The sequence below is a fragment of the Syntrophorhabdaceae bacterium genome, assembly GCA_028698615.1.
Taxonomy (GTDB): domain Bacteria; phylum Desulfobacterota; class Syntrophorhabdia; order Syntrophorhabdales; family Syntrophorhabdaceae; genus Delta-02.
Genome location: JAQVWF010000009.1, coordinates 47,090 through 68,612, shown reverse-complemented (window position 1 = coordinate 68,612; position 21,523 = coordinate 47,090). Strand labels below are relative to the sequence as shown.

The 21,523-nt window shown below is 54.0% G+C and carries 23 protein-coding genes; 19 read left to right on the top strand and 4 right to left on the bottom strand.

Features of this window, described 5'->3' with window-relative positions; genetic code table 11:
* Nucleotides 1-352: 352 nt before the first annotated feature.
* Complete coding sequence (locus PHC90_05405) at nucleotides 353-796, bottom strand: hypothetical protein (GenBank protein ID MDD3845782.1); 444 nt, start codon at nucleotides 794-796, stop codon at nucleotides 353-355.
* Nucleotides 797-949: 153 nt separating this feature from the next.
* Between PHC90_05405 and PHC90_05400 the strand changes: the two genes are divergently transcribed.
* From PHC90_05400 to flaF, 19 genes are all read left to right on the top strand, one after another.
* Nucleotides 950-1,084: a hypothetical protein gene (locus PHC90_05400; protein MDD3845781.1), complete on the top strand. Its 135-nt coding sequence runs from the start codon at nucleotides 950-952 to the stop codon at nucleotides 1,082-1,084.
* A gap of 54 nt (nucleotides 1,085-1,138) precedes the next feature.
* Entirely contained in the window at nucleotides 1,139-1,651 is a 513-nt protein-coding gene (locus PHC90_05395) for an HNH endonuclease (protein ID MDD3845780.1), read from the top strand.
* A 1-nt stretch (nucleotide 1,652) separates the two neighbouring features.
* Nucleotides 1,653-2,144, top strand: coding sequence for an HIT domain-containing protein (locus tag PHC90_05390; GenBank protein MDD3845779.1), 492 nt, complete (start codon nucleotides 1,653-1,655; stop codon nucleotides 2,142-2,144).
* Entirely contained in the window at nucleotides 2,128-2,874 is a 747-nt protein-coding gene (locus PHC90_05385; protein MDD3845778.1) for a hypothetical protein, read from the top strand. Before PHC90_05390 ends, PHC90_05385 begins: the two co-directional genes overlap by 17 nt.
* Nucleotides 2,875-3,126: 252 nt before the next feature.
* Entirely contained in the window at nucleotides 3,127-3,843 is a 717-nt protein-coding gene (locus PHC90_05380) for a flagellar hook basal-body protein (GenBank protein MDD3845777.1), read from the top strand.
* A gap of 10 nt (nucleotides 3,844-3,853) precedes the next feature.
* Nucleotides 3,854-4,642 (top strand): flagellar basal-body rod protein FlgG, encoded by a 789-nt coding sequence (gene flgG, locus PHC90_05375; protein MDD3845776.1) that lies wholly within the window; start codon nucleotides 3,854-3,856, stop codon nucleotides 4,640-4,642.
* A gap of 1 nt (nucleotide 4,643) precedes the next feature.
* Complete coding sequence (flgA, locus tag PHC90_05370; GenBank protein MDD3845775.1) at nucleotides 4,644-5,408, top strand: flagellar basal body P-ring formation chaperone FlgA; 765 nt, start codon at nucleotides 4,644-4,646, stop codon at nucleotides 5,406-5,408.
* 12 nt (nucleotides 5,409-5,420) lie between these two features.
* Entirely contained in the window at nucleotides 5,421-6,122 is a 702-nt protein-coding gene (locus PHC90_05365) for a flagellar basal body L-ring protein FlgH (GenBank protein MDD3845774.1), read from the top strand.
* The gene (locus PHC90_05360; protein MDD3845773.1) at nucleotides 6,110-7,261 is read left to right on the top strand and encodes a flagellar basal body P-ring protein FlgI; all 1,152 of its coding nucleotides are present in this window, start codon (nucleotides 6,110-6,112) and stop codon (nucleotides 7,259-7,261) included. Before PHC90_05365 ends, PHC90_05360 begins: the two co-directional genes overlap by 13 nt.
* Nucleotides 7,262-7,340: 79 nt before the next feature.
* A complete protein-coding gene (locus PHC90_05355) occupies nucleotides 7,341-7,622 on the top strand; it encodes a hypothetical protein (GenBank protein MDD3845772.1) in 282 nt (93 codons plus the stop codon).
* 12 nt (nucleotides 7,623-7,634) lie between these two features.
* Nucleotides 7,635-7,946, top strand: a complete 312-nt coding sequence (gene flgM, locus PHC90_05350; protein ID MDD3845771.1) for a flagellar biosynthesis anti-sigma factor FlgM — start codon at nucleotides 7,635-7,637, stop codon at nucleotides 7,944-7,946.
* Entirely contained in the window at nucleotides 7,946-8,377 is a 432-nt protein-coding gene (gene flgN, locus PHC90_05345) for a flagellar export chaperone FlgN (GenBank protein ID MDD3845770.1), read from the top strand. Before flgM ends, flgN begins: the two co-directional genes overlap by 1 nt.
* A gap of 20 nt (nucleotides 8,378-8,397) precedes the next feature.
* Complete coding sequence (gene flgK, locus PHC90_05340; protein MDD3845769.1) at nucleotides 8,398-9,798, top strand: flagellar hook-associated protein FlgK; 1,401 nt, start codon at nucleotides 8,398-8,400, stop codon at nucleotides 9,796-9,798.
* Entirely contained in the window at nucleotides 9,795-11,615 is a 1,821-nt protein-coding gene (locus tag PHC90_05335; GenBank protein MDD3845768.1) for a hypothetical protein, read from the top strand. The genes flgK and PHC90_05335 overlap by 4 nt, the downstream gene beginning before the upstream one ends.
* 155 nt (nucleotides 11,616-11,770) lie before the next feature.
* Entirely contained in the window at nucleotides 11,771-12,544 is a 774-nt protein-coding gene (gene fdhD / locus PHC90_05330) for a formate dehydrogenase accessory sulfurtransferase FdhD (protein ID MDD3845767.1), read from the top strand.
* A gap of 262 nt (nucleotides 12,545-12,806) precedes the next feature.
* Nucleotides 12,807-13,955: a flagellin gene (locus PHC90_05325; protein ID MDD3845766.1), complete on the top strand. Its 1,149-nt coding sequence runs from the start codon at nucleotides 12,807-12,809 to the stop codon at nucleotides 13,953-13,955.
* Between the two features lie 68 nt (nucleotides 13,956-14,023).
* Nucleotides 14,024-14,227, top strand: a complete 204-nt coding sequence (locus PHC90_05320) for a hypothetical protein (protein MDD3845765.1) — start codon at nucleotides 14,024-14,026, stop codon at nucleotides 14,225-14,227.
* Nucleotides 14,228-14,240: 13 nt separating this feature from the next.
* Entirely contained in the window at nucleotides 14,241-14,639 is a 399-nt protein-coding gene (locus PHC90_05315; GenBank protein ID MDD3845764.1) for a flagellar biosynthesis repressor FlbT, read from the top strand.
* The gene (gene flaF / locus PHC90_05310; GenBank protein ID MDD3845763.1) at nucleotides 14,620-15,012 is read left to right on the top strand and encodes a flagellar biosynthesis regulator FlaF; all 393 of its coding nucleotides are present in this window, start codon (nucleotides 14,620-14,622) and stop codon (nucleotides 15,010-15,012) included. Before PHC90_05315 ends, flaF begins: the two co-directional genes overlap by 20 nt.
* 66 nt (nucleotides 15,013-15,078) lie before the next feature.
* On the opposite strand, the gene PHC90_05305 is transcribed toward flaF, so the two are convergent.
* From PHC90_05305 to PHC90_05295, 3 genes are read right to left on the bottom strand one after another with little or no spacing between them, the layout of a single operon-like run.
* Nucleotides 15,079-16,608: a tetratricopeptide repeat protein gene (locus PHC90_05305; protein ID MDD3845762.1), complete on the bottom strand. Its 1,530-nt coding sequence runs from the start codon at nucleotides 16,606-16,608 to the stop codon at nucleotides 15,079-15,081.
* On the bottom strand, nucleotides 16,605-20,765 hold the full coding sequence (locus PHC90_05300; protein ID MDD3845761.1) for a glycosyltransferase: 4,161 nt from the start codon (nucleotides 20,763-20,765) through the stop codon (nucleotides 16,605-16,607). Before PHC90_05300 ends, PHC90_05305 begins: the two co-directional genes overlap by 4 nt.
* On the bottom strand, nucleotides 20,753-21,520 hold the full coding sequence (locus tag PHC90_05295; protein ID MDD3845760.1) for a nucleotidyltransferase family protein: 768 nt from the start codon (nucleotides 21,518-21,520) through the stop codon (nucleotides 20,753-20,755). Before PHC90_05295 ends, PHC90_05300 begins: the two co-directional genes overlap by 13 nt.
* Nucleotides 21,521-21,523 lie beyond the last annotated feature (3 nt).

The following is a 21,523-nucleotide window of genomic DNA, read 5'->3' as shown; positions in this document are numbered from 1 at the left end:
TTCCCCCTCGCTCCCTTCTTTCGCAAATGAGATAAGGCCTGTCATGGCCAGAAAAACCAATACTGAAAAGATCAATGCCGCTTTTTTCATATTTGTTCCGATCCTTCGGATATGATTCCTGACATTATACCGGATTATATCCGATTTGGATACATCCATTCCCGTCGCCGCAAGATGGAGAGACGACACCCCCTCCCGTCGAATGACCACAGACAATTACTTTTTTTGTCAAAGACGGCGCGAGCGAATGATGAACCCCGCCTGAGCCTTCAGGGGCAATTCCTGGCTAAAGAACGATCCGGCGAGGCGGGTTTGCCAGGCCGGATCCGTTTCGTATCCTTTCGTATGATGGTTACGGCTTCTTTACTGCAGGCTTCTTGCCCTTCTGCGCCGACGTTTTCTTCGCAGCCGGGGGAGTCTTCTTCTTTGCAAGCTGGTTCTCCAACGCCTGGTTTCTCGCCTTCGCGTTGTCGAGTTCGCCCTTTGCCTGGCTCAACTCGGCCTTGACCTTCTGATTTTCCTTCATCATGTCCTGAAGCCTTGTCTCGGTCGTCGCAAGCTGTGTCTTGGCTTTCTTCAGGATCTCCACCTCCTGCTCGAGGGTGTTGGCCTTCAGAAAGAAGACGACGGCCACGACCAGGAAGACAAGAGCGATTATTCCCAGGACTGCCGAAAAGATCGGAAATGTTTTCTTCGAAGGCTGCGGGAAACTACCGCCCGCTTCCTCCGGGTCTGCCATTTTGGGAAATTCTTCCTGAGTGTTGACCTGATTTCCATTTTCGTCGAAGACTGGCATTTTTCCTGACTCCCTCCAGTTTAAGTATTTTGTCCATATTTACCACAGAACCCGGCGAAAGACCAGAAAAAAACGGGTGATGGAAGATGGGTCGCATTACCCGTTCCTTTAGCCTTTTCGTTTCCATCCGACAATCCTTTTCAGGAGGATGTGATGAAGGCGGAAAGACTGAAAGAGATCGTCAGAGCGCTTATGGGCAGCCGGTTCTATTTCGACCTTGATATCCGGGAACGGTACAATCTGGTCCTCCACGTAATGAGGATAATGGAAGCCAGGACTGGCCTGTAAGCATCTGAAACCTTGACATTAGAGGTCAAAACGGGTTATTTTTCAAATGATTAAATGGACCGAACCCTCCTGCTTAACACGACATTCGAACCCATAAGCGTTTTGTCATGGAAGAAGGCCATAACGCTTGTCTACCTCGGAAAAGTTGAAGTCCTTAAGGAGTATGACCGGGAGATCCGCGGCGTTTCCATAACTATACGTCAGCCCGCCGTCATACGCCTTCTTACGCTCGTCCGAAGCAACCACGCAAAAGTGAAGTTTTCCCGCAGAAACGTTTTTCTTCGTGATAACCACACCTGTCAGTATTGCGGGGAGAAGTTCGATGCAAAGCATCTCACCTGCGACCATCTCGTCCCAAGGTCACGGGGAGGGGTGACGGAATGGACAAATATTGTTACCTCCTGCATCAGCTGCAACCTGAAGAAAGGCGACAAGCTGGCTGACGAGGTGAAGATGCATCCAAAGAAGAGACCTTCGCGACCCAACGGGTTCTATCTGTTCATGCTGAACCTTGGCGTAAAGGTGCCGCCCGAGTACTGGCGAGACTATATGTTCATGAGGAATTGATATGGATAGAGTTTGGGCTCCCTGGAGAATGGAATATATCACAGGTACGAAGAAACCGGGGGAAAGGAAGTGTTTTCTTTGCATCGAGGAAGGGCAGGATGAGGAGTCCCTCGTAATAGGCAGACTTGGGACGGCCTTCGTCATTATGAACCGTTTCCCCTATACGAACGGTCATGTCATGGTCGTGCCCGTCCGCCATACCGGGCTGGCGGAAGACCTTACCGACGAGGAATCCCTCGACATCATGCGCCTTGTAAGGATAATGGTAAAAGTCTACAAGGAGGAGTTCAACGTCGAGGGGATCAACATCGGCATCAATGTCGGCCGGGCCGCGGGGGCGGGACTGGAGGAGCATATCCACGTGCACATGGTGCCGCGCTGGTTCGGAGACACCAACTTCATGGCTGTTACAGGGGAAACGAGAGTCATTTCAGAACATCTCATGACATCCTATGAGAGATTGAAGAGAAGATTCCTTGAAAAGGTTCTTTGACCCCTCGAGGGTGATCCTTGACCCTCGGGCAATAGTTGAGGCCTTCACAAAAAAGCACGTGCATGAGCTCACGCTGCCCCAAAGGTGCGTCATAACCTTCAACGATGCGGATCTGAGGCGATTGACGGGAAACAGGGGGGCATCCGTCGTGGAAGCGTGGGCGCCTTTCAGGATGATCTATCACCTTTCCGGAACCTCGACGGCGTCTATCAGGTCTTCCTTCGGCGGTCCCAATATTGCCGCATTGGTGGAGGAACTCTCCGCATTCGGCGTGAGGGAGTTCGTTCTGTGGGGCTACTGCGGAGGCATGGCCCCGGACAGCGCGGCAGGGGATGTCTATATCGCCAGGAGAGCGCTGCGCGAAGAGGGCATTTCCTACCACTATCTTGAAGACGAGGACGATATGGTCTCGTCACACTGGGTGGATGATTGGACTGCTCCCGCTGTCGAGGCGGGTTTTCGTGTTGCCGATGTATGGACGACGGATGCCATCTACCGGGAAACGCAGAACAAGATCCACGCCTGCGTCGAGCGCGGCATATCAGCGGTGGAGATGGAAACGGCATCCTTTTATGCGGTCGCCAGGGCAAAGGGCCTGAAGGCTGTCGCTTTCCTCGTCGTCTCCGACGTGTTTAATAATGGTAAATGGATAAGCGGCTTCCACACCAGGCCATTTAAGGAAGGCGTGAAAAAGCTGTCCCGCTTCATGAACGAGAAAGCCGTTATCTGACCATCACACGCAGAAGACCGAATCTTGCCTGAAAAATTTTCCCCAGCGGAAATTTTTTCCCAGCAAAACCGAAAATCGCTGATTCCGGCCTTCGCCGGAATGACGCCAAAAGAATGTCTTTCGGCACTCAAGCGCTTCAAGCCACTCTAGCCATTCAAGCCATCTTTTCTCTCCAAGCCGTCTTTCCGGTTCCAACGGCTCAAACGGTTTGTCTGGCATATGTATTGCACTATTCCCGGCATGAGCTTTTTCGTGACAGTCGCCGGTAAGTTTGTAAATGAGAAGAGGCTGGACATTATCGCCAACAATCTGGCCAACGCTCAGACGGCGGGTTTCAAGGCCTCGCGTCCCATTTTCGCGATGATATCAACAACACAGGATGAGAACGGCCAACAGGGCCTTTTGAAGAATGCCTATGTCAACCTTTCCGACACCTATATAGATTTTTCTGACGCTTCCATCGTTGAAAGCGGCGCCAAGCTCGATATGGCCATACTGGGTCCCGGGTTTTTCTCCGTGTCTACGCCGGAGGGCGTCCAGTACACCCGCAACGGACAGTTCATGCTCGACAAGTCGGGCCGCCTCGTGACCATGAGCGGGGACCCCGTCATGGGAAAGGGCGGAGACATCACCATCAATGTGACCGACGGCAAAGAGATCCTCATTGAGACCGATGGCTCCATATACCTGGGAAAGGACCTTGTGGATACCATAAAGGTCGTCGAGTTCAAGGATCTAAAGGGTCTCAAACCCGTGGGCAAGAGCAATTTTTCCTACTCCGGCACAGAAGCCGGGGAGGCACCGAAACTGTACACCATAAGGCAGGGATCTTTCGAGACGTCGAATGTCAACGTTGTCCGGGAAATGGTGGAGCTTATCCACACCATGAGGGCATACGAGTGCTACACCAAGATCGACCAGATGTTTTCGGATGCCAACAGCAAGCTGACAGAGCTGGCGAAATTTTAGGAGGAACATCATGATAAGGGCGTTATGGACAGCGGGAACCGGCATGAACGTGCAGCAGACAAATCTCGACGTCATCGCCAACAACATCGCCAACGTCAATACCAACGGCTTCAAAAAGAGCCGCGCTGACTTTCAGGACCTCATGTACCAGACCCTGAGACTTCAGGGTGCAAGGACCGAGGGGGGCGGCATGGTCCCCACGGGCATCCAGATAGGTCTCGGGGCCATGCTCTCATCGGTGCAGAAGGTCTTCCAGCAGGGCGATTATCAGAGGACGGACAACGAACTGGACATTGCCATAGAAGGCAACGGTTTCGTACAGGTCAACCTGCCTTCGGGAGATAAGGCATATACGAGGGCGGGTGCGCTGAAGACCGATGCCGACGGCAAGATAGTGACGGCCGACGGCTACACCATCGAACCAAACCTCACAATACCGGCCAAAACCACCAACATATCCATCGAAAGCGACGGTACGGTGACGGTCCAGATCCAGGGCCAGAGCTCTCCGCAGCAGTTGGGCCGCCTCGAGCTTGCCAACTTCATCAACCCCACGGGGCTCAGGGCTGTCGGGAAGAACCTCTTCATGGAAAGCGACGCAAGCGGTTCACCAACGACGGGCAGGCCGGGAGAGAACGGGATGGGCACGGTCCTCCAGGGTTTCCTTGAGATGTCCAACGTCAACGTTATGCAGGAAATGATAAATATGATCATCGGCCAGCGCGCTTACGAGGTAAATTCCAAGGCCATCCAGGCGGCGGACGAGATGCTTCAGATGACGAACAATCTGAGGAGATAAGGTGGAAATCCCTACGAACACATCTGGCAAGGTAAAGATCGCCTGCAGGCCTGAAGCGCTCTTCGTGGGCCTGTGCCTGGTCCTTTCGTTGCTCATCCTTTTTCTCGTGGCCGCGGGCGGGATGCTCAAGACGGTGCATGCAGCGGGAGAATCTGCGGCAGAGGCGAGGGTAATCAAGTTCGTCAAAGAGATCTATCCCGGCGGCGATGCGGTTCGGGTGAGGCTCACCACGGTCCCGGCGCAGTTCAGGCAAAAGGTGAAGATCGTGAACCTGAGCTTTGTGCGGATACCGGATGTCGGCGGCGATGGTGTATGCGCCGTTGAGATAGAGACGTCCCCCGGCAAAAGGCGGACAGTGCAGGTGCCCTTCAGGGTTTTTACGAAGCGCGAACTCTATGTGCTGAAACGGGCGGGTCAAAAAGGGGACACCATAGGAATGCAGGACGTCCTTGTCCGCGAGACGTACATGAATGGGAAAGGCCTCGGCTACCCCGCGTCAATGGAGGACGTCGTCGGCAAGGTGCTTAAACGGGACGTGCCGGCCAGTACGCTTGTCACCGACCAGATCCTCGAAGACCGTGTTGTTGTCAAACGGGGCGACATGGTCACCATAATTGCCGAGAGCAATAAGCTCATCGTGCGGGCGAAGGGCAGGACCGTCGACAAGGGCCGTACCGGCGACACGATACGGGTAAAGAACATCGCCTCCGGGAAAGAGGTGACGGCAAAGGTCGTGAACAGCAGTTCGGTAAAAGTCGAGTTCTAGGAGCGTGAGGACATGAAGGCAACGGGTCTGTTATTTATGGTTATCCTGGCGGCAGTTTTCTTCGCGGGCTGCCAGAGCACCAGCCAATCGGTGATAAAGGACGAGCCCTTTGTCATAGATAACACGTACAAGAGCATGAAGCCCGCGCCGCAGCCCCCCGCGGGAACCATATTCCGCGGTGTCAACAGCAACAGCAATTTTCTTGGAGACCACAGGGCACGGGGTGTGGGTGACATCATCACAGTCAAGATCTCGGAAGTGACCAACGCATCGGAGAAGGCGGGCACCTCAACGAAAAGGACCTCCGGCACCACGGCAGGGATCCCCAATTTCTTCGGACTCGAATCAAACATGTATCCCTCGAGCATAAACCCCGACAAGATGATAAGCGCGAGCACCAAGAATGATTTTGAGGGTTCCGGCGAGACGAGCCGAACCGGTTCGCTCACCGCCACCATCACGGCGCGCGTTGTCGAGGTGCTTGGCAACGGCAACCTTGCCATAGAAGGGAAGAGGGAGATAATCATCAACAATGAAAAGAAAGAGATCCTCGTTCAGGGCATCGTGAGACCCAGGGACCTCGATTACGATAATTCCGTGTATTCCTACCAGGTCGCCGACGCCAAGATCATCTACACCGGCGTGGGAGTTGTGGGAGAAAAGCAGAGACCCGGCTGGCTGGCGCGCATCGTGGATACCGTATGGCCATTCTGACGGAGAAAGGCATGACCTACCGGGAACGAGTACATCGCAGCACGATAATGGTCTGCATGGCCTTCTTCATCCTTGCCTTCTTTCTCTTCATGGCGGGGATGGCGGATGCGGCCCGCATCAAGGAGATGGGCTACATCAACGGAGCGAGGAGCAACCAGCTCATCGGCTACGGGCTTGTCACCGGTCTTTCCGGCACGGGGGACAAATCCAACACCATCTTCACGAACCAGTCCCTGGCCAACATGCTGGAAACAATGGGGATCAGAGTTGACCCGAAGACGACGAAGGTCAATAACGTTGCCGCAGTGATGGTCACCTGCAATCTGCCTCCATTTGCCCGGATAGGGAGCAAGATCGACGTGACCGTGTCCTCCATCGGCGACGCCAAGAGCATCGAAGGCGGCGTCCTCGTGGCGACTCCCCTCAAGGGAGCCGACGGGCAGGTATATGCCTTCGCGCAAGGCCCGATGGTTGTCGGCGGCTTCCTTGCATCGGGGCAGGGCGCTTCTGTGCAGAAGAACCATCCGACGGTGGGAAGGATCGTGAATGGCGCCACCATAGAGCGCGAGGTCATCTCCGAGGAATACAAGGGCGAGGAGATAATGATCGCCCTCAAGATGCCCGACTTTACCAACGCCCGAAGGATAGCCGACCGTATCAACGAGACCTTTAGCGGTATTGCCCATGCCAGGGACGCCGGGACCGTAAATGTGACGATACCGGGGGAGATGAGAGGCAATCCCGTTAAATTCCTCTCCATTGTGGAAAATCTCGACATAAAGACGGATATGCAGGCAAAGATAGTTGTCGACGAAAAGACGGGCACGGTCGTCATCGGCGAGAACGTTCGGGTTTCGACGGTCGTCATCTCCCACGGCAACATAAGCGTCCAGGTCAAGGAGGACGCCCGCGTGAGCCAGCCCATGCCTTTTGGCCAGGGCCGCACGGTGGTGACGCCGGACACGCAGATAAATGTGAGGGAAGATCGCGGGAAGTTCTATCTCCTGGAAGCGGGCATTTCCATACGGGAACTTGTCAATGCGCTCAACGCCACGGGGATATCGACGCGCGACGTTATAACGATACTGCAGACCATCAAGGCTTCCGGGGCTCTTCACGCGGACCTTGAGGTCATTTAGGAGGAAGCTCTACATGTCTGATAGTGTTAAATCGGCAATGATGGGTCTACAACCTGCTATCTCGATGGGAGGCGGCACGATGGAACGCAATTTGTCAGGTTCTTCGGAGGCGGACAGGGAAAAGGTCTGTCAGAACTTTGAATCCTTTATGCTCTACAGCATGATAAAGCATTTGGAGAAAACGACGAAAATGTCTAAGAAGGGCTATGCAGAGGAAACATACATGGCCATCGTGTATGAGAAAGTCGCCGATTTTCTTGCGGAAAAAGGCGTCGGGATCAAGGAGATGCTTATGAAATATTCGGACAGGGAAAATACTAAAGTAATTCCTGGAAGCGGCGATAATACCGGTAAGCGATAGAGGAGGTGGACCATGAAGATCCAAAATGGCAATAAACCCGACCTGCTTGACAGTCTCGTAAAGACCGCCCAGGTAAAGCCGCAGCAGAAAGATGTTTCTGTAAATCAGAGGAAGGACCAGGGCGACAGCTACGACAAGGTGGAGATCTCATCCAGGAATCAGGAGATAAACCGCCTTGCCGAGAAGGCCAAGACCCAGTCTGTGGTGCGGGAAGAGCGGGTCGAAGAGCTCAGGACATCGATCGAGGACGGGACGTACAACGCGAGGGGCAAGATAGTCGCCGGCAGCATACTGAAGAACAATATCCTGGACGAGTTGCTGTAATGGTCATCCGAGCTGTCATCGAGATGACGAAAAGAGAGGAAAAGACCCTGACCGAGTTTCTCTCGGCGCTTCAGATGGAACGTGACGCCATCATATCCTTTTCACTTGATGGTATAATCGCGGGAAATAACAAGAAGGAAGAGATCCTGAGAAAACTCGAGTATCTCAAGGCAGAAAAGGAAAAGCTGATGGAGAATGCCGAGGACAGGGAGGCCATCGTCGCCGACGAGACCATGCGGTCCCTGAACGGGCAGCTGGCCGTGGTGATGAAAGAGGTAAAGACCGCCATGGACAAGAACATGAAGCTTCTCTCCTTCTCCATCGATCATGTAAGGTCGTCGATAGAGAACATTATCGGCCACATCAGCAATGTGGGTTACGGGAAAAAGAGAGAGGACCTCTCGTCCGTACTCCTCTCGAAGGTTATTTAACGTCTGGAGAAAGGTAGCAAATGGGTATCACCTCTATCCTCAATATCGCTAGAAGCGCCCTCTTTGCACAGCAAACCTCGCTGCAGGTCCTGTCGAACAATATCGCCAATGTGAACACGAAAGGCTATGCGCGGCAGGAGGCGGTCCTTACGGAAGCCGATGCCGTGATGACCGAGTCCGGGCTTCTCATGGGCGGCGGGGTAAGGATCGAAAAGATTACGAGCTATTATGACAGATTTCTGGAATTCTCCGTTGCGAGACAATACAACGCCATGGAGGAGCAGAAGACCTACGAAAAATTCTTTACCCGCATCGAAAGCGTTCTCGATGAGAACAATACCCAGCTTACATCGAATATCACCGCCTTTTTCAATTCATGGCAGAGCCTGTCCGCCGACCCCTTGAGCACGGTCGCGCGGGCGGATGTGGCGATGAAGGCGAGCAATCTCTCCCAGAGCATCCGGAGTACGTACAGTGAACTGAAGACCCTGCAGATCGAAACCGACAATAACGTGGCAAACGAGGTCACCAGGATAAACAGCCTTCTTGCCTCCATCGCCGCGCTGAACCAGAAGACGTACGAGTCTTCTTCGAGCGGCAGCGAGAACGCGAGCTTTGACAGCCAGAGGCTCGTAATGCTGCAGGAGCTTTCAGGCAAACTGGATCTCCAGTATTTTCAGGATGAGAATGGCGGCCTGACGGTAATGACAGGGGACGGGAAGCTTCTCGTGGAGAAAGGCATCTCCTATGAACTCTCCGCGGAGAAGACCGGGGCGGATAATTTCTACCACGTATACTGGAAGGGGAACTCGGTTTACTCCATCGACATCACAGATACCATAAGAGGGGGAACACTCAAGAGCCTGGCGGACTTGAGGGACACACAGCTCACCAGTTTCATCGACGACATCAACGACCTTGCGCAGTCAATCATGACGGAAGTGAACACCGTCCACGTCGCCGGTTACAATCCCGGCGGAACGACGGGGGTCAATTTCTTCGAGAACATGACCCAGGATTACGCGGCCAATCTGGACCTCAGCGATGAGATCAAGGCGGATGTGAATTATATCGCCGTCACATCGTCGGCGTCCAACATGTCCAATAATGACATAGCCCTGGCCCTCGCCGACCTGGGGAGCGCCGATGTCACGATCGGAGGTCAGACCACAACCTATGTCTCGTACACGGCCTCCATCGCAAGCACCGTCGGAAATCTTTCGCAGAACGCACAGAACCTTTCCGAATATCATCAGAACCTTATGGAGATGGTGTCCAACCAGAGAGAAGGGATATCCGGCGTCTCCATAGACGAGGAGATGTCCAATCTTATCAAGTTCCAGTATGCCTATCAGGCCGCGGCGCGCCTCATCAACACGGCCGATACGTTGATGACCGCCCTTATGGAGATCGGAAGATGAGAATATCGGAATCCATGAGATACAGGCTGTTCCAATCCTGTATCAACAAGGTAAGTCAGCAGGTTACGGATATTGAGAAGAAGATATCCACGCAAAAGAACATCAATGTCCCGTCGGATAATCCCATCATCTTCGCACGGTCTGTCGAGTATGATTCGGAACTGAGCATGGGAACCCAGTTCAGCGACAATCTGCAGCGCCTGAAGACCCTTGTCGGCATGTACGATACATCCCTTACGAGCATTGAAGACCAACTCGAGACACTGGGGCAAATGGCCGCCGGGTATGACGAGGCGGATACAGACCTTCGCCAGTCCTATGTTGCAGGGCTCAAGGGTATCATTGAACATCTTGTTACCGTGGGCAATACCAAGATTGGCAACACATACATCTTTGGGGGCCAGCAGGCGAACAGCGCCACCTTTCGGTTGAACAACGACTACTCGGTGACATACAACGTCTCCGTGCAGGGCGAGGATGCAACGAGCATCTACGTCGACAGGTCCCAGCTGGGACAATTCGGTGTGTCCGGCAGGGAGGCGTTCTACAGCACTTCCAAGATTGCCTTCGGCAATGTCAGCAACGCATATCAGGGCGACATCTATTCCAACACGGAAAGCTTCGCCTGCGTGATCAATGCCGGGAACAGTACAATGTATGTGAATGGCGCGGCAGTCAACCTTACCGCGGGCACCTACACCGGCAATACCCTTGCGCGGGAGATCCAGACGCAGCTTGGCGCAAACTATTCGGTTGCCTTCGATTCGACGACCCGCAAGTTCGTGATCACAAACAACACGACAGGTTCGACCACCTTCAACTGGTCGAACGCAGGCGCCACGGCGGCCGGTGTCCTCGGTTTTGACGCCGTCGATTCTGTGATCGCCAGCGGTGATACGGAGATGAGCGACCTCGACACCGGCAGGAAGGCCTTTCTCCTGAAGGTCGTTGCGGGCGGGGCGACAACGGGTGCGCTGGTCTCAAGGGCAACGTATTCCTATTCGACAGACGGAGGCGCCACGTGGTCCGCGGCGATGTCCGTCAGCACCGGCGGCGCCGACACCACTGCGGGAGACATCGTCATAGACGCGACGAACAACACCTTCTACCGCAACGGTACGGCGGTGACGCTCGCGAACGGGACCTACACCGGGGACGAGCTTGCGACGCAGGTCCAGACCCAGCTCGGGGCGGGCTATTCCGTCGCTTATGACACCTCGACAAGGAAGTTTGCCATAACCAACAACTCGGGCAGCGTAGCGACCTTCAACTGGTCGAACGCGGGTTCTACCGCCGCCGGCGTTCTGGGTTTTGACAATGTGGACTCCGTGGTGAGCCACGGCGGGATTGACGCAGGCGATTATGACGCGGGCATGTTCATAGACGGGTCGGGCGTGGCCAACGCCACGAACAACCGCATTAAGTTTGCCTTCAGTGCCACGACTGATACCGTCAGTGCGGATGACACCTTCCAGGTCAAGGATCTGAGCATCTTTGAACTGGTGAAGAATTTCAAGGATGCCTTTGAAGCAGGAAACACGACATGGGTTTCCAAAAACCTGGACAAAATAGACCTGGCCCGCTCCTCGACGGTAAAGAACAATGCCGTAGTGGCTTTTGAGGGTACCCAGGCACAGATGCTCATCGATAACAACGCAGGCAAAAAAGCTCGGATCGAGGAAGAGCAGTCCAATCTCGTGGCAGCCGACACCGCACAGCTCGGTACGGAATTCACCGTGCTTCTCAACACCTACCAAACCCTCCTGGCGGCCTTCTCCAAGATGCAGTCCATAAGTATCCTGAACTATCTGAACTAAGAGCTGTTTCAGGTTTCACGTTCCGGTATACAGAAACGCACCCCTGTTTCCTGACCCGCATCTTCCGCGATGTTAGACTTGAAACTTGAAACCTCGACCTTTCTTCTGTATCCTTCTTGTGGAGGTTTGCGGTGGTGGATGTGCGCGAGGTTTCAGTGGTTAGGTATTCGGGCGACGGTTTTGTTCGCAAGGCCGAACGGGTCGCCATAGAGGAGCCTCTGGAGATATATATCGATAATGAGCTTTTTTACACGACGATGCGCCTGCCCGGCGAGGAGATACCGCTGGCTCTGGGTCTTTGCTTTACCGACGGGGTCATCGAGTCCATGGATGACATCACGGGTGCTGACTATTGCAGCGATCTGTCCGCCAACAAGATCAGCATCTATTTGAGTGATGCAAAGAAAAAGAAGGGGCCCCCTGCACGCAGGCACAAACAGTCCATCGCATATTCAAGCTGCGGGGTGTGCGGGTCGGAGATGATCGAAGACCTGGCCAACTCCATACCGAAGATCGAGAAGAAGATGACGATAGAATTTCCAAAACTTTTTCCGATGCAGCGGACAATGGTTGAAAAGCAGGGCGTCCATCACGCGACAGGAGGGACCCATGCGGCCTCGATATTTGACGCGAAGGGCAATTTTTTATCCTTCGCCGAAGACGTGGGAAGGCACAATGCCCTCGATAAGGCCATCGGGAAGATACTGCTTGAGGGGAAGATCGATGAGGCAGCCATCGTTCACTTAAGCTCCCGTCTCAGCTATGAAATGGTAATGAAGACGGCCAGGCTCGGGGCGGAAATCCTCACCGGCGTATCTACCGTAACCTCGTTGGGTATACAGGTGGCCGAAACCCTCGGAGTCACCCTCATAGGCTCCCTGAGAAACCCAAAAGGAAATATCTTCACCCACCCCGACCGCATCATCTGAGATAGGTCTCTCGCTTTTTCCTTACTCCCTTTCGAACTTGTACCCCACCGGGCAGACCGCGTGGATGAGATTGGCCCAAAGCCCTGAAACTGTTTTCTACCGTATAACATCCCCTTAAGTTTTCTTCTCGCCTTTCGATAACTATTTCATGAAGACACATTGTGCTCACCGGGGAGGTGAAAATGATCAGGGAATGGGCACGAAGCAAGAAAGGGCCCGGCGAGACCGCCGGGAGAAAAAATCCTAGAAAAGGAGAAACATTATGTCAGACATATCTTTAACATCAGGCATGAGGGCGAACCTTCTGTCCCTCCAGTCTACGGTCAAGTTGCTCGACAGGACACAGGAAAGGCTGTCTACGGGCAAGAAGGTCAACTCCGCTCTCGATAATCCTACGAACTTCTTCACCGCGCAGTCACATACTTCACGTGCCAATGACCTTCTGAGCTTCAAGGATGCCATTTCAGAGGCGATTCAGACCGTCAAGGCTGCGGATGCGGCCATTAACGGTATCAAGACGCTGATCGAGTCCGCGAAGGCACTCGCGGAAGACGCGAAGGGTGTTCTCGGTGAGTCAGCATACAGCCAGACCCTGACGATCGAAAGCATCACCAGTCTTGCCAATGGCAATACAATATCGATTGGCGGCCAGGAGTTTACGGCTGTGACCACGGCTGCTTCACAGACGCTCGGCGGTACGGCCTTCTACATTGGGGCCAGCGCTGCTGAAACGTCGGCAAACCTGGCAACGGTTGTCAACGCCTATACCGAATCGAACGACATGGATGCTGCAGTTTCCGGCAACATCATCACGATCACCTCGGCGGCCGGTGCGACCCTGGGAGGTACCGATATTGAAATCGGTGGGGCACTGTCTTCAGTTTTTACCGAATCTTCCATAGGAAGCGGCACGGAGCTGGCGGACAAGGTCGCGCAGTATGCAACGACGATGAACCAGATGAACGACCTCAGGAGCGACGCCTTCTACAAAGGCAAAAACCTCCTGACTGCGTCGGACAATATGACGGTGCGTTTCGGCAACAGCCACACCCTGGTGGTCAATGCCTTCGACGGGACCGCGTCCGGCCTGAGCCTCAACTCGACGGCAGAAAGTGGCTGGAACAGCGAGGCCAATATCCAGATCGATATCGAGAAGCTCAACACGGCTCTCGATACGCTGAAGGTCAAATCTTCCGCGCTGTCCAGTAACCTGAGCATCATTCAGATGCGAAGCGACTGGATCTCAAGCGTTTCCAACATCCTCCAGACCGGCGCGGACAATCTGGTCAACGCCGATACCAATGAGGAAGGCGCCAACATGCTCATGCTCCAGACAAGGCAGTCTCTGAGTACTTCGGCACTGTCCATGTCGGCACAATCAGCGCAGTCCGTGCTCCAGTTGTTCCAGTAACAGTGGCTAATGCAATCAAGGGGGAGGGGAAACCCTCCTCCTTTCAACCGCCTCTCAGGAGGTGAAGGATGTCAGTAGAGAAGATAGGACCAGCGGACACCATGACACATACGCAGGGTAATCATGAGGCGACGAGGAGCCATCAACAGCCGGCAAAGGCGGATGCTGATACCGTGTCGCTCGGCATGAATGAGGGCGCGAAAGATCTCACGAAGGTGAGCTATCCCCCTTTCTTCCCCCTTGGTGATACCCAGAGCATATATAAAAAGTGATGGCAAGAGGACCATGGCGCTCAAGATAACCCTGAAACCACACGAACGTCTGATTATCGACGGAGCAGTTGTCGCGAACGGTAATTCCAAATGTTCATTGATCGTTGAAAACAATGTGCCTTTGTTGCGCGAAAAGGACATCCTTCGAGAGAAGGATGCCGTGACTCCCTGCAGGCGCATCTATTTCATGATCCAGCTCCTGTACGTGGATGATAAGGACGTAGCCGAGAAGCATAACATTTACTGGTCGCTGGTAAAAGATCTTGTGGAGGCGGCCCCCAGCACGGCAGAGCTGATCGCGAATATCAGCGAACACGTACTGACTGGCAAGTACTACCTGGCGCTCAAATTGGCCAGGAAGTTGATAGAATACGAGGAGGAGGCGACGCGGCATGTCAGCGGGGGGTATTAAGGCGTATCAGAAAATTCAGAAGACCACCAGTTCCGGCAGGGAGCTCGAAGCGGCCGTTCTTACCAAGGGGGCTCTCTTGTTGAAAGAATGTCGGGAACACTGGAACGATGATGGTCATTTCGAGAGGCTCGATGGAGCGCTCCGGTTCAACCAGAGAATATGGACCATCTTCCAGGATGAATTGGTGAAAGAAGACAATCCGCTTCCAGGCCCAGTGCGCGGTGATATCCTCAGACTCAGCCTGTTCATTGACAAGCGGATCGTTGAGATCCTGGGAGACCCCGCTCCAGAGAAGCTCAACGCGATCATCGACATCAATCTCAATCTCGCGGCAGGACTTCGCGGCATACCAGCGGACGATAGTTCGAAATGACCCTTCCCACTTTCTCAGATGTCCCGAAACAAGGCAAGACAGATACCACCGTCGAAAAGGGTTCAGTCAGCGGATAATTTCGGCTTTTTCAGCCGAAAGGGCAGCCAGTTCACGAAAAACCCTGTTGATCGTTTCGCGCCAATCACCGGGATATCTCTGCCTGAAAAGACGCATCGTGGGATACCAGGGAGTTCTTTCTCCTTCGAGGCCCCAACGCCAATCAGGAACGTATGGAAGGAGATTCCAGACGGGCGCGCCCAGTGCTCCGGCCAAGTGTCCTATGACACTATCCACGGTAATGACGAGGTCGAGGTTTTTGATGAGCGCCGCTGTCTCCGTAAAGGCCTTGATGTCTTTGGTCATGATGTGAAGCCGGACTGTGCCCGACGTGTTCCCAACCTCTGCCAGGGCGTCTCTTCCGTACTGGAGACTGTAGAAATCGCAGAAGGCGGCCCCCAACAGCGGCAGGAACTGCTGAAACCCGATCGACCTGCTCCTGTCCCCGGTATTCTTCGCGTTTCCAGCCCAGGCGATGCCTATCTTCAAGGATTCAGGTTTTCCCTCTGCGAGGAGTCGTTCCCTCCATCTTGCCGCGGGACCTTCATCGATATGTATGTACGGAACCGGCGCGGGTATCGTATGGGCGCTGAGTCCCAAAAAGTAGGGGAGCGACAGGAGAGGGATCTCGGCGTCGTGTTCAACATTCGCGGGGGCGTGATCAGTTCTCTGCGGGACAACCTCATCGGCTCCGTCAATGGTACGCAAAAGATCGAGGAGTTGAGGTTGACATTCCAGGATCACTCTTCCCGCGGTTTCTTCCTTCAAGGGCGCCAGAAGGCGCGCAAAATGTACCGTATCCCCAAGCCCCTGCTCGGCCCGGATGAGGACCGTTGCCCCCTTTCTCGCGGGGGCCAGACGAGGTGCCGCACGCGGCCTCAGATAGGCCGCACCTTCTCTTTCGAGGCGCAGCTCATACTTTTCGAAGCCATCCCTGTAATTGCCCTTGAGAAGGAGAACATAGGCGAGGTCAAAGCCGGCCTGGTGAAAGGACGGGTCCAGTGAAAGGGCCCGACGGAAATGCGCCTCCGCCTTGCCGTACTCGCCCCTTTCCATGCAAACGCTGCCGAGGTTGTCAACGATTACAGGGGCATCAGGTCGAAGAGCCAGAGCCTTTTCGTAGACTGACAGGGCCTCATCAAGCCTGCCCTGCTCCCTCAACAGGACGCCAAGATTGTTCATGGCCTCCACAAACTGCGGTTGCAGGAGGATGGCCCTACGGAAATGTGCTTCCGCTTCTCCCGGCAGACCTTCTTCTTTCAAGGCACACGCAAGGTTGTTCAGGAGATCGGGCCGTTCCATGCCCGCGGACAGGATATACCGGTAGACGATGATGGCCTCTTTGCATCTTCCCTGGCGGGTGTAAAGATTACCCAGGTCGATGGCGGTCTCGAAGGCGCCGTGGTTGATGCCGAGAGTCTTCTTATAGTATTCCTCGGCTTTCTTATAATCACCCGCTGTCTCGGCGGTCCTGCCGAGCTGAGCCAGGATCATGTAATGGTCCGCTGTACCCTGAGAGAGACGGTCTCTTTCTGTCATGGTGAGGCTTTTCCGAACTTTCTCGTATCCGTCAGTTCGTCGAGGAGCTGTCGGGAATCCGGTTCCGTATGCCCGGTGGCTACCATACGCGTCAGGAGCCTTTGCGCATAGAGTATTCCCCCGGCTGATATGAGTTTCTGCGCCAGGGAATGAAGGGCCTTTCCATAGTGGACACGTTTCGACCACATGTCCTTGAGGAGTGTCTCACCCTTTAGGGGGTCATTTCCCACGCAATACGCCGCCGCTAGGACCCCTATGGCAGGGTAGTATCCCGGTTGGGCATCACGAAGCCTCTCGAGGACCGATACGGCCTCCGTCACATTGCCGTTGCACAAAGAAGCGGCTCCATATCCCAGCATGGCATCCTTTGAAGCCGGGTCCAGATCCATGGACCGTTTTGCCATTTCCAACGCCTTGTCAAACATGCCGAGTTCGAGATAACAGGTGGCCAGGTTGACATAGATGGAGCATTCATCGGGTTTGAACTTAATGTACAGTTGCCAGAGGCCGATCGCTTCTTCATATTTCCTGAGTTCCGCGGCCTGCACGGCCAATTCCCTGAGGGCCCGCGAATCCTGCATTGTTTCAAGTTTCTTTTTGCCCATATGGTAATACATTTCTGCCCGCATGGACAGGCGTTCCGCGTCGAGCTTGCCGTAATGGTGGACGGGAACCTCGTAATGCTCGGGGTGTACGTTCAGCCTCGCGAGCGAGAATTCGAGAAGCTCGTGGACACTGTTCTGGAAACGAATGCTCTTGTGGTTGGTGAAGAGTCTTACCTTTCCGGTAGACACCCAGCCTGTGCCCTCTTCCTCGTCAGGGTATTCCCCGATGTTCTCTATCCAACCTTCCAGATTGGCGTTATTCGTGTAATTGCGCGTTGCCATGGTATAGGCGACTCGTTTCCTGACCTTCCGGGAGATGGTGTGTCTCAGTCTCTGATGGTCTCGCGGGGAAATGACTTCATCGCCGTCATGAACAAGGACCCATCGGCCTGTCGCCCGTTCCAGCGAGGCATTTCTGGCCTCGGCAAAATCGTCGTTCCATGGATGGTCGTAGACCTGTGCCCCGAATACCTGGGCAATCTGTTTTGTCCTGTCCGTGGAGCCTGTGTCGACGACGATTATCTCATCGGCAACGGGTGTGAGGCTGGCGAGGCAGCGGGCGATATACTTCTCTTCGTTCTTTGTGATCATGCAGACCGAAAGCGTGTTCTTCTGCTCGTCTCCGGCTATGCGCAAAGGCCCCACCTTCTTTCTCACGTCCAGGGCAGCGTTGAGGATACCGTCATCGATGCCGAAGGTGGTAAGCGCCTTTTCAATTTCCTCCATGGCATCCTTGTCCTTTTTCTGTTTCAGGAGGATAGCCACAAGGAGGAATGCAAGCTGTTTATTGTGAGGAAAGAAGCTGTGGGCTTCACGGACCGCCTGCTCCGCCCGTTGCAGTCTGTCAAGGGAACCCACGGCGGAATCGTAGGTTGCGGCAAAATCGCTTCGTTCCGGTTCCAGGACAAAGGCCTTCTCGATAAGCTCGAAGCCTTCTTCCGCCCTGCCGTCGTGCCATTTCATCACTCCCAGATTCATGTATGGATCCGCGAAAGAGGGATCGGCGGCTATTGCTTTTTTGAAGAACAACTTGCTTTCTTTCTGGTCGCCTGACCGCATTGCCAGCAACCCTTTGAGATTGAAGGCCTTTGCTGAATCACCGCACAGGGAAAGGGCGCGGTCGGCATGATCCCGGGCGTCTTCAATGTGGTCCAGGTGATAATCGCAGCGCGCAAGGATCTCGAGGGCCCGTGGAGAGTCTTTTTCGTTCTCGGGCAATGAATCCATTGCCGCCGCCGCCTCCTGGTATGATTTGGCGTCCAGCAGGATCTCTGCAAGGCAGTAATAGAGGTTTCCATTGTCGGGCGTTCGTCTGATGCCGTTCATTATGGCCTGTACAGCCTCGTTGAGGAGTCCCTTGCTGTAGCGATCACGGGCATTTCTCATCGCGATGAAGGGCGAAAGCTTTCTTGCCTTTTCGGAGTTCGGATCCAATCTACCCCACAGCGCACGGAATGCCCGGTCAACGCGCTTCTCCCGCGGACCGTGCTGATTGACATAGATGCAGCTGTCGGCTGCGATCACGCACCGCTGTCCCTCGACGAGTATCCTCATGCGGAGATCATTGATAACGGAATAGGGGGTTTCCATATCCTCGTTGAAGTACCCGATCTCATCAAATGAGGATCTTTTTGTGAGTATACATGCGTAGTCCGCGTCGAATGTTGTCACGCAGTGGTTGGCGTTCCGTTCCGAATAATTTGCCGCATATTCTTCGAAATCTTTTAATGACAGGTTGTCGGGTGCAGACAGCTGTTGTATGCCGACGGCGCGATTGGAAACGGGGACGATCATTCCGTGGTCGGGAGACCTGTTCAGGCAGTCCAGCATCCTCGTGAGCGTCCCTTTGAGCATGAGGGTGTTCGCGTCAAGGACCAGCACGTATTGACCTGTAGATTCCTGTATCGCGTCATTGCAGGCAACGGCATAATTGGCACTCTCCCCGACATCTATGGTCCTGCACTGCGGATCGTCGGAGACATGCCGGTGCAGCCAGGGAGGTGTTTTCAGTGCGCCAGGCTTGACGATGATCACTTCATGCGGTTCCTTGACCTGCGCACGGATCGACTCCAGGCATCGCCTCGCACCATCCAGGCTGGAGACGGATACGGGGATGATCACTGACGTCAGACCGGGGATCGTTTTGGCTCCGCTTATTTCTCTAGCCATCATGGATTCGAAGCGCAGTACCGCCTTGTCCAGGTCCTCTTTTCCGAAGGAGGCTGAAAGCAGCTGCCTGCGCGCAGGAATATGATGAGGATCCAACTGTAGCGCAAGCGTGAGGTACACTTTTTCCGTATCATAATATCCGAGCATGTGCAGTACCTGGGCATAGAAGCACAGCAGATCGGCGTTGGGATAGAAATGCAGCCATGCCATTGCCTTTGCCGCCCTGTCATACGCTCCTTCCCTTACCAGAGTTATGGCCTGCCTGATGGACTCCTTGTCGTTTGCGGATCCTTTGTCTGCACTGTTGTCCTGGTAATTTAACAGGGGCGAAGGAGTGGTTGCCAATTCCTCATACGTCCACAATGAGGGTGAATCCACAAAATCAACCGCCCGTGTCATGGATGCGGCCTGCCACTCAGTGTCGTTACCGAACAGGGAGGCGCTATCGACCCCGGTCTGTTCGCAATAGTACTTTACGAGATTATCATAGAGGGGATACCACGAGTATGGCCGAAGACCTCCGGAATGTATCCAGGTGTCGATACTGTCAATGTACCTGATATACTCGCTTTCGGGCATGGTACGAAGATACTTGCTGAGTTCCTCGTAGTCCTTGAAGTCACGGAAATCAATAAAGCATGTCCTTGGAATATACTCATCGATATTGGGGCAGCCCAGGTAGATCGGCAGTGTCCGCGCTTCCAGAGAATCAATGAGCTTGTCAACCCAGCCGCGGGCAAATACGGGATCAGCCGTATTCTCGAAGGAGAGAGAGTACTTGTAGCTCGAAAGGAGGTCCAGTTTTCGGTTGTTTTCAATCGCTCCCTTATAATTCGGAAGAAAGAAGGGGACCATGCCGTACACATCGAATGGAGTATCGGAGTTGAAGTGGAACCAGACAGCCGCCTCCAATCTCTTCGAGTATAGTTCGCCAGGAACCAATGAATGTTTGTTACCGCTGACCATACATATTCCCGGTTTGCGTTCGTGCAGGGGGTATTTCCTGACGCGCTCATCCAGATCTTCGGTTATGATGAAGTCTTTGCTGTCTCCGAACCACGGGTGAAAGCCCTGGTGGGGAGAGTAGCCTTTTGTGAAACCGTATTTCTCCACTAACTCATCGCACAGGGTGACAACGCGATCAAACTGTTTCCAGATGACATCATTGTATTGTCCGGGGAGGACGATGGTGGGTTCGGTGATGAAAAGGACATTCAGTCCTGGTTGTCGGCCATAGAAACTGAAAGCATCCATGTAGACATATACTGCGCAGCCGATGACGGGTTTTCTTGTGTTGATCACGCAGACATTGCCCCGACTTACTGACGAGATGAAGTCGGGCCGTAGGTGAGCATACACAAGGTTGATTGTCACTTTATCCATTTTTGCCCCTTATTGCGCTGCTCGTTTTCCCGGCATCGATTGTGACTGTCCGGTTTGTCTGCCTCGAGCAGATAATGGTGGTCATTAATATGACGGTATGTCGACGGTATCCCGATATCCACGAAGAAGCCCCGGGAAATGAAACCGCTCATGCCATGAGGGACCAGTTCGGGAAAGAGGTCATTTTCAAGGGAAAAACTACCGGAGGCCGGCATGTGATCGAGAACGGTTCTGTCCATGATGTAGGCCCCCCTGTTGATATAACCGGAATGACGGTCGCTTTTCTCACAGAACTCCAGGATATCAGAGGCCGCATTTATCTTCACGAAACCGTAACGGTCTGTATCATCCGAGGCTATCAGGCCAATCGTTGCCAGGCGCTTATGTGATAGATGATGCTTTTCCATTTCTCTAAAATCCACCTGATTAAAGGTATCGCCGTTCAGAATCAGGCTGTGGGGTTCATCGGCTGTCCTGAGTGCCTCGCGAACGGACCCTCCGGTGCCGAGAGGGGTATCTTCCTCGGAATAGACAATTCCCACACCCCATTTCGAACCGTTGCCAAAGTGAGATCGAATGACATCCTTCCGGTAACCGATGGAGAGCATGATCTCCCTGAACCCTTGCGCGGCCAACGCGAGTATCACATATTCCAGAAATGGTTTTCCGCGCACAGGTGCCATCGGTTTGGGAACGTTGTTCAAGACGTTTTTCAGCCTGGTTCCCATCCCGCCCGCGAGTATAATGGTTTTCATACG

Bases quoted from the DNA above. Each gene is read 5' to 3' on its own strand.
- PHC90_05405 (MDD3845782.1), bottom strand. From the start codon at position 796: ATGCCAGTCTTCGACGAAAATGGAAATCAGGTCAACACTCAGGAAGAA.
- PHC90_05400 (MDD3845781.1), top strand. From the start codon at position 950: ATGAAGGCGGAAAGACTGAAAGAGATCGTCAGAGCGCTTATGGGCAGC.
- PHC90_05395 (MDD3845780.1), top strand. From the start codon at position 1,139: ATGGACCGAACCCTCCTGCTTAACACGACATTCGAACCCATAAGCGTT.
- PHC90_05390 (MDD3845779.1), top strand. From the start codon at position 1,653: ATGGATAGAGTTTGGGCTCCCTGGAGAATGGAATATATCACAGGTACG.
- flgG (MDD3845776.1), top strand. From the start codon at position 3,854: ATGATAAGGGCGTTATGGACAGCGGGAACCGGCATGAACGTGCAGCAG.
- PHC90_05365 (MDD3845774.1), top strand. From the start codon at position 5,421: ATGAAGGCAACGGGTCTGTTATTTATGGTTATCCTGGCGGCAGTTTTC.
- PHC90_05360 (MDD3845773.1), top strand. From the start codon at position 6,110: ATGGCCATTCTGACGGAGAAAGGCATGACCTACCGGGAACGAGTACAT.
- PHC90_05355 (MDD3845772.1), top strand. From the start codon at position 7,341: ATGGAACGCAATTTGTCAGGTTCTTCGGAGGCGGACAGGGAAAAGGTC.
- flgM (MDD3845771.1), top strand. From the start codon at position 7,635: ATGAAGATCCAAAATGGCAATAAACCCGACCTGCTTGACAGTCTCGTA.
- flgN (MDD3845770.1), top strand. From the start codon at position 7,946: ATGGTCATCCGAGCTGTCATCGAGATGACGAAAAGAGAGGAAAAGACC.
- flgK (MDD3845769.1), top strand. From the start codon at position 8,398: ATGGGTATCACCTCTATCCTCAATATCGCTAGAAGCGCCCTCTTTGCA.
- PHC90_05335 (MDD3845768.1), top strand. From the start codon at position 9,795: ATGAGAATATCGGAATCCATGAGATACAGGCTGTTCCAATCCTGTATC.
- PHC90_05325 (MDD3845766.1), top strand. From the start codon at position 12,807: ATGTCAGACATATCTTTAACATCAGGCATGAGGGCGAACCTTCTGTCC.
- PHC90_05320 (MDD3845765.1), top strand. From the start codon at position 14,024: ATGTCAGTAGAGAAGATAGGACCAGCGGACACCATGACACATACGCAG.
- PHC90_05315 (MDD3845764.1), top strand. From the start codon at position 14,241: ATGGCGCTCAAGATAACCCTGAAACCACACGAACGTCTGATTATCGAC.
- flaF (MDD3845763.1), top strand. From the start codon at position 14,620: ATGTCAGCGGGGGGTATTAAGGCGTATCAGAAAATTCAGAAGACCACC.
- PHC90_05305 (MDD3845762.1), bottom strand. From the start codon at position 16,608: ATGACAGAAAGAGACCGTCTCTCTCAGGGTACAGCGGACCATTACATG.
- PHC90_05300 (MDD3845761.1), bottom strand. From the start codon at position 20,765: ATGGATAAAGTGACAATCAACCTTGTGTATGCTCACCTACGGCCCGAC.
- PHC90_05295 (MDD3845760.1), bottom strand. From the start codon at position 21,520: ATGAAAACCATTATACTCGCGGGCGGGATGGGAACCAGGCTGAAAAAC.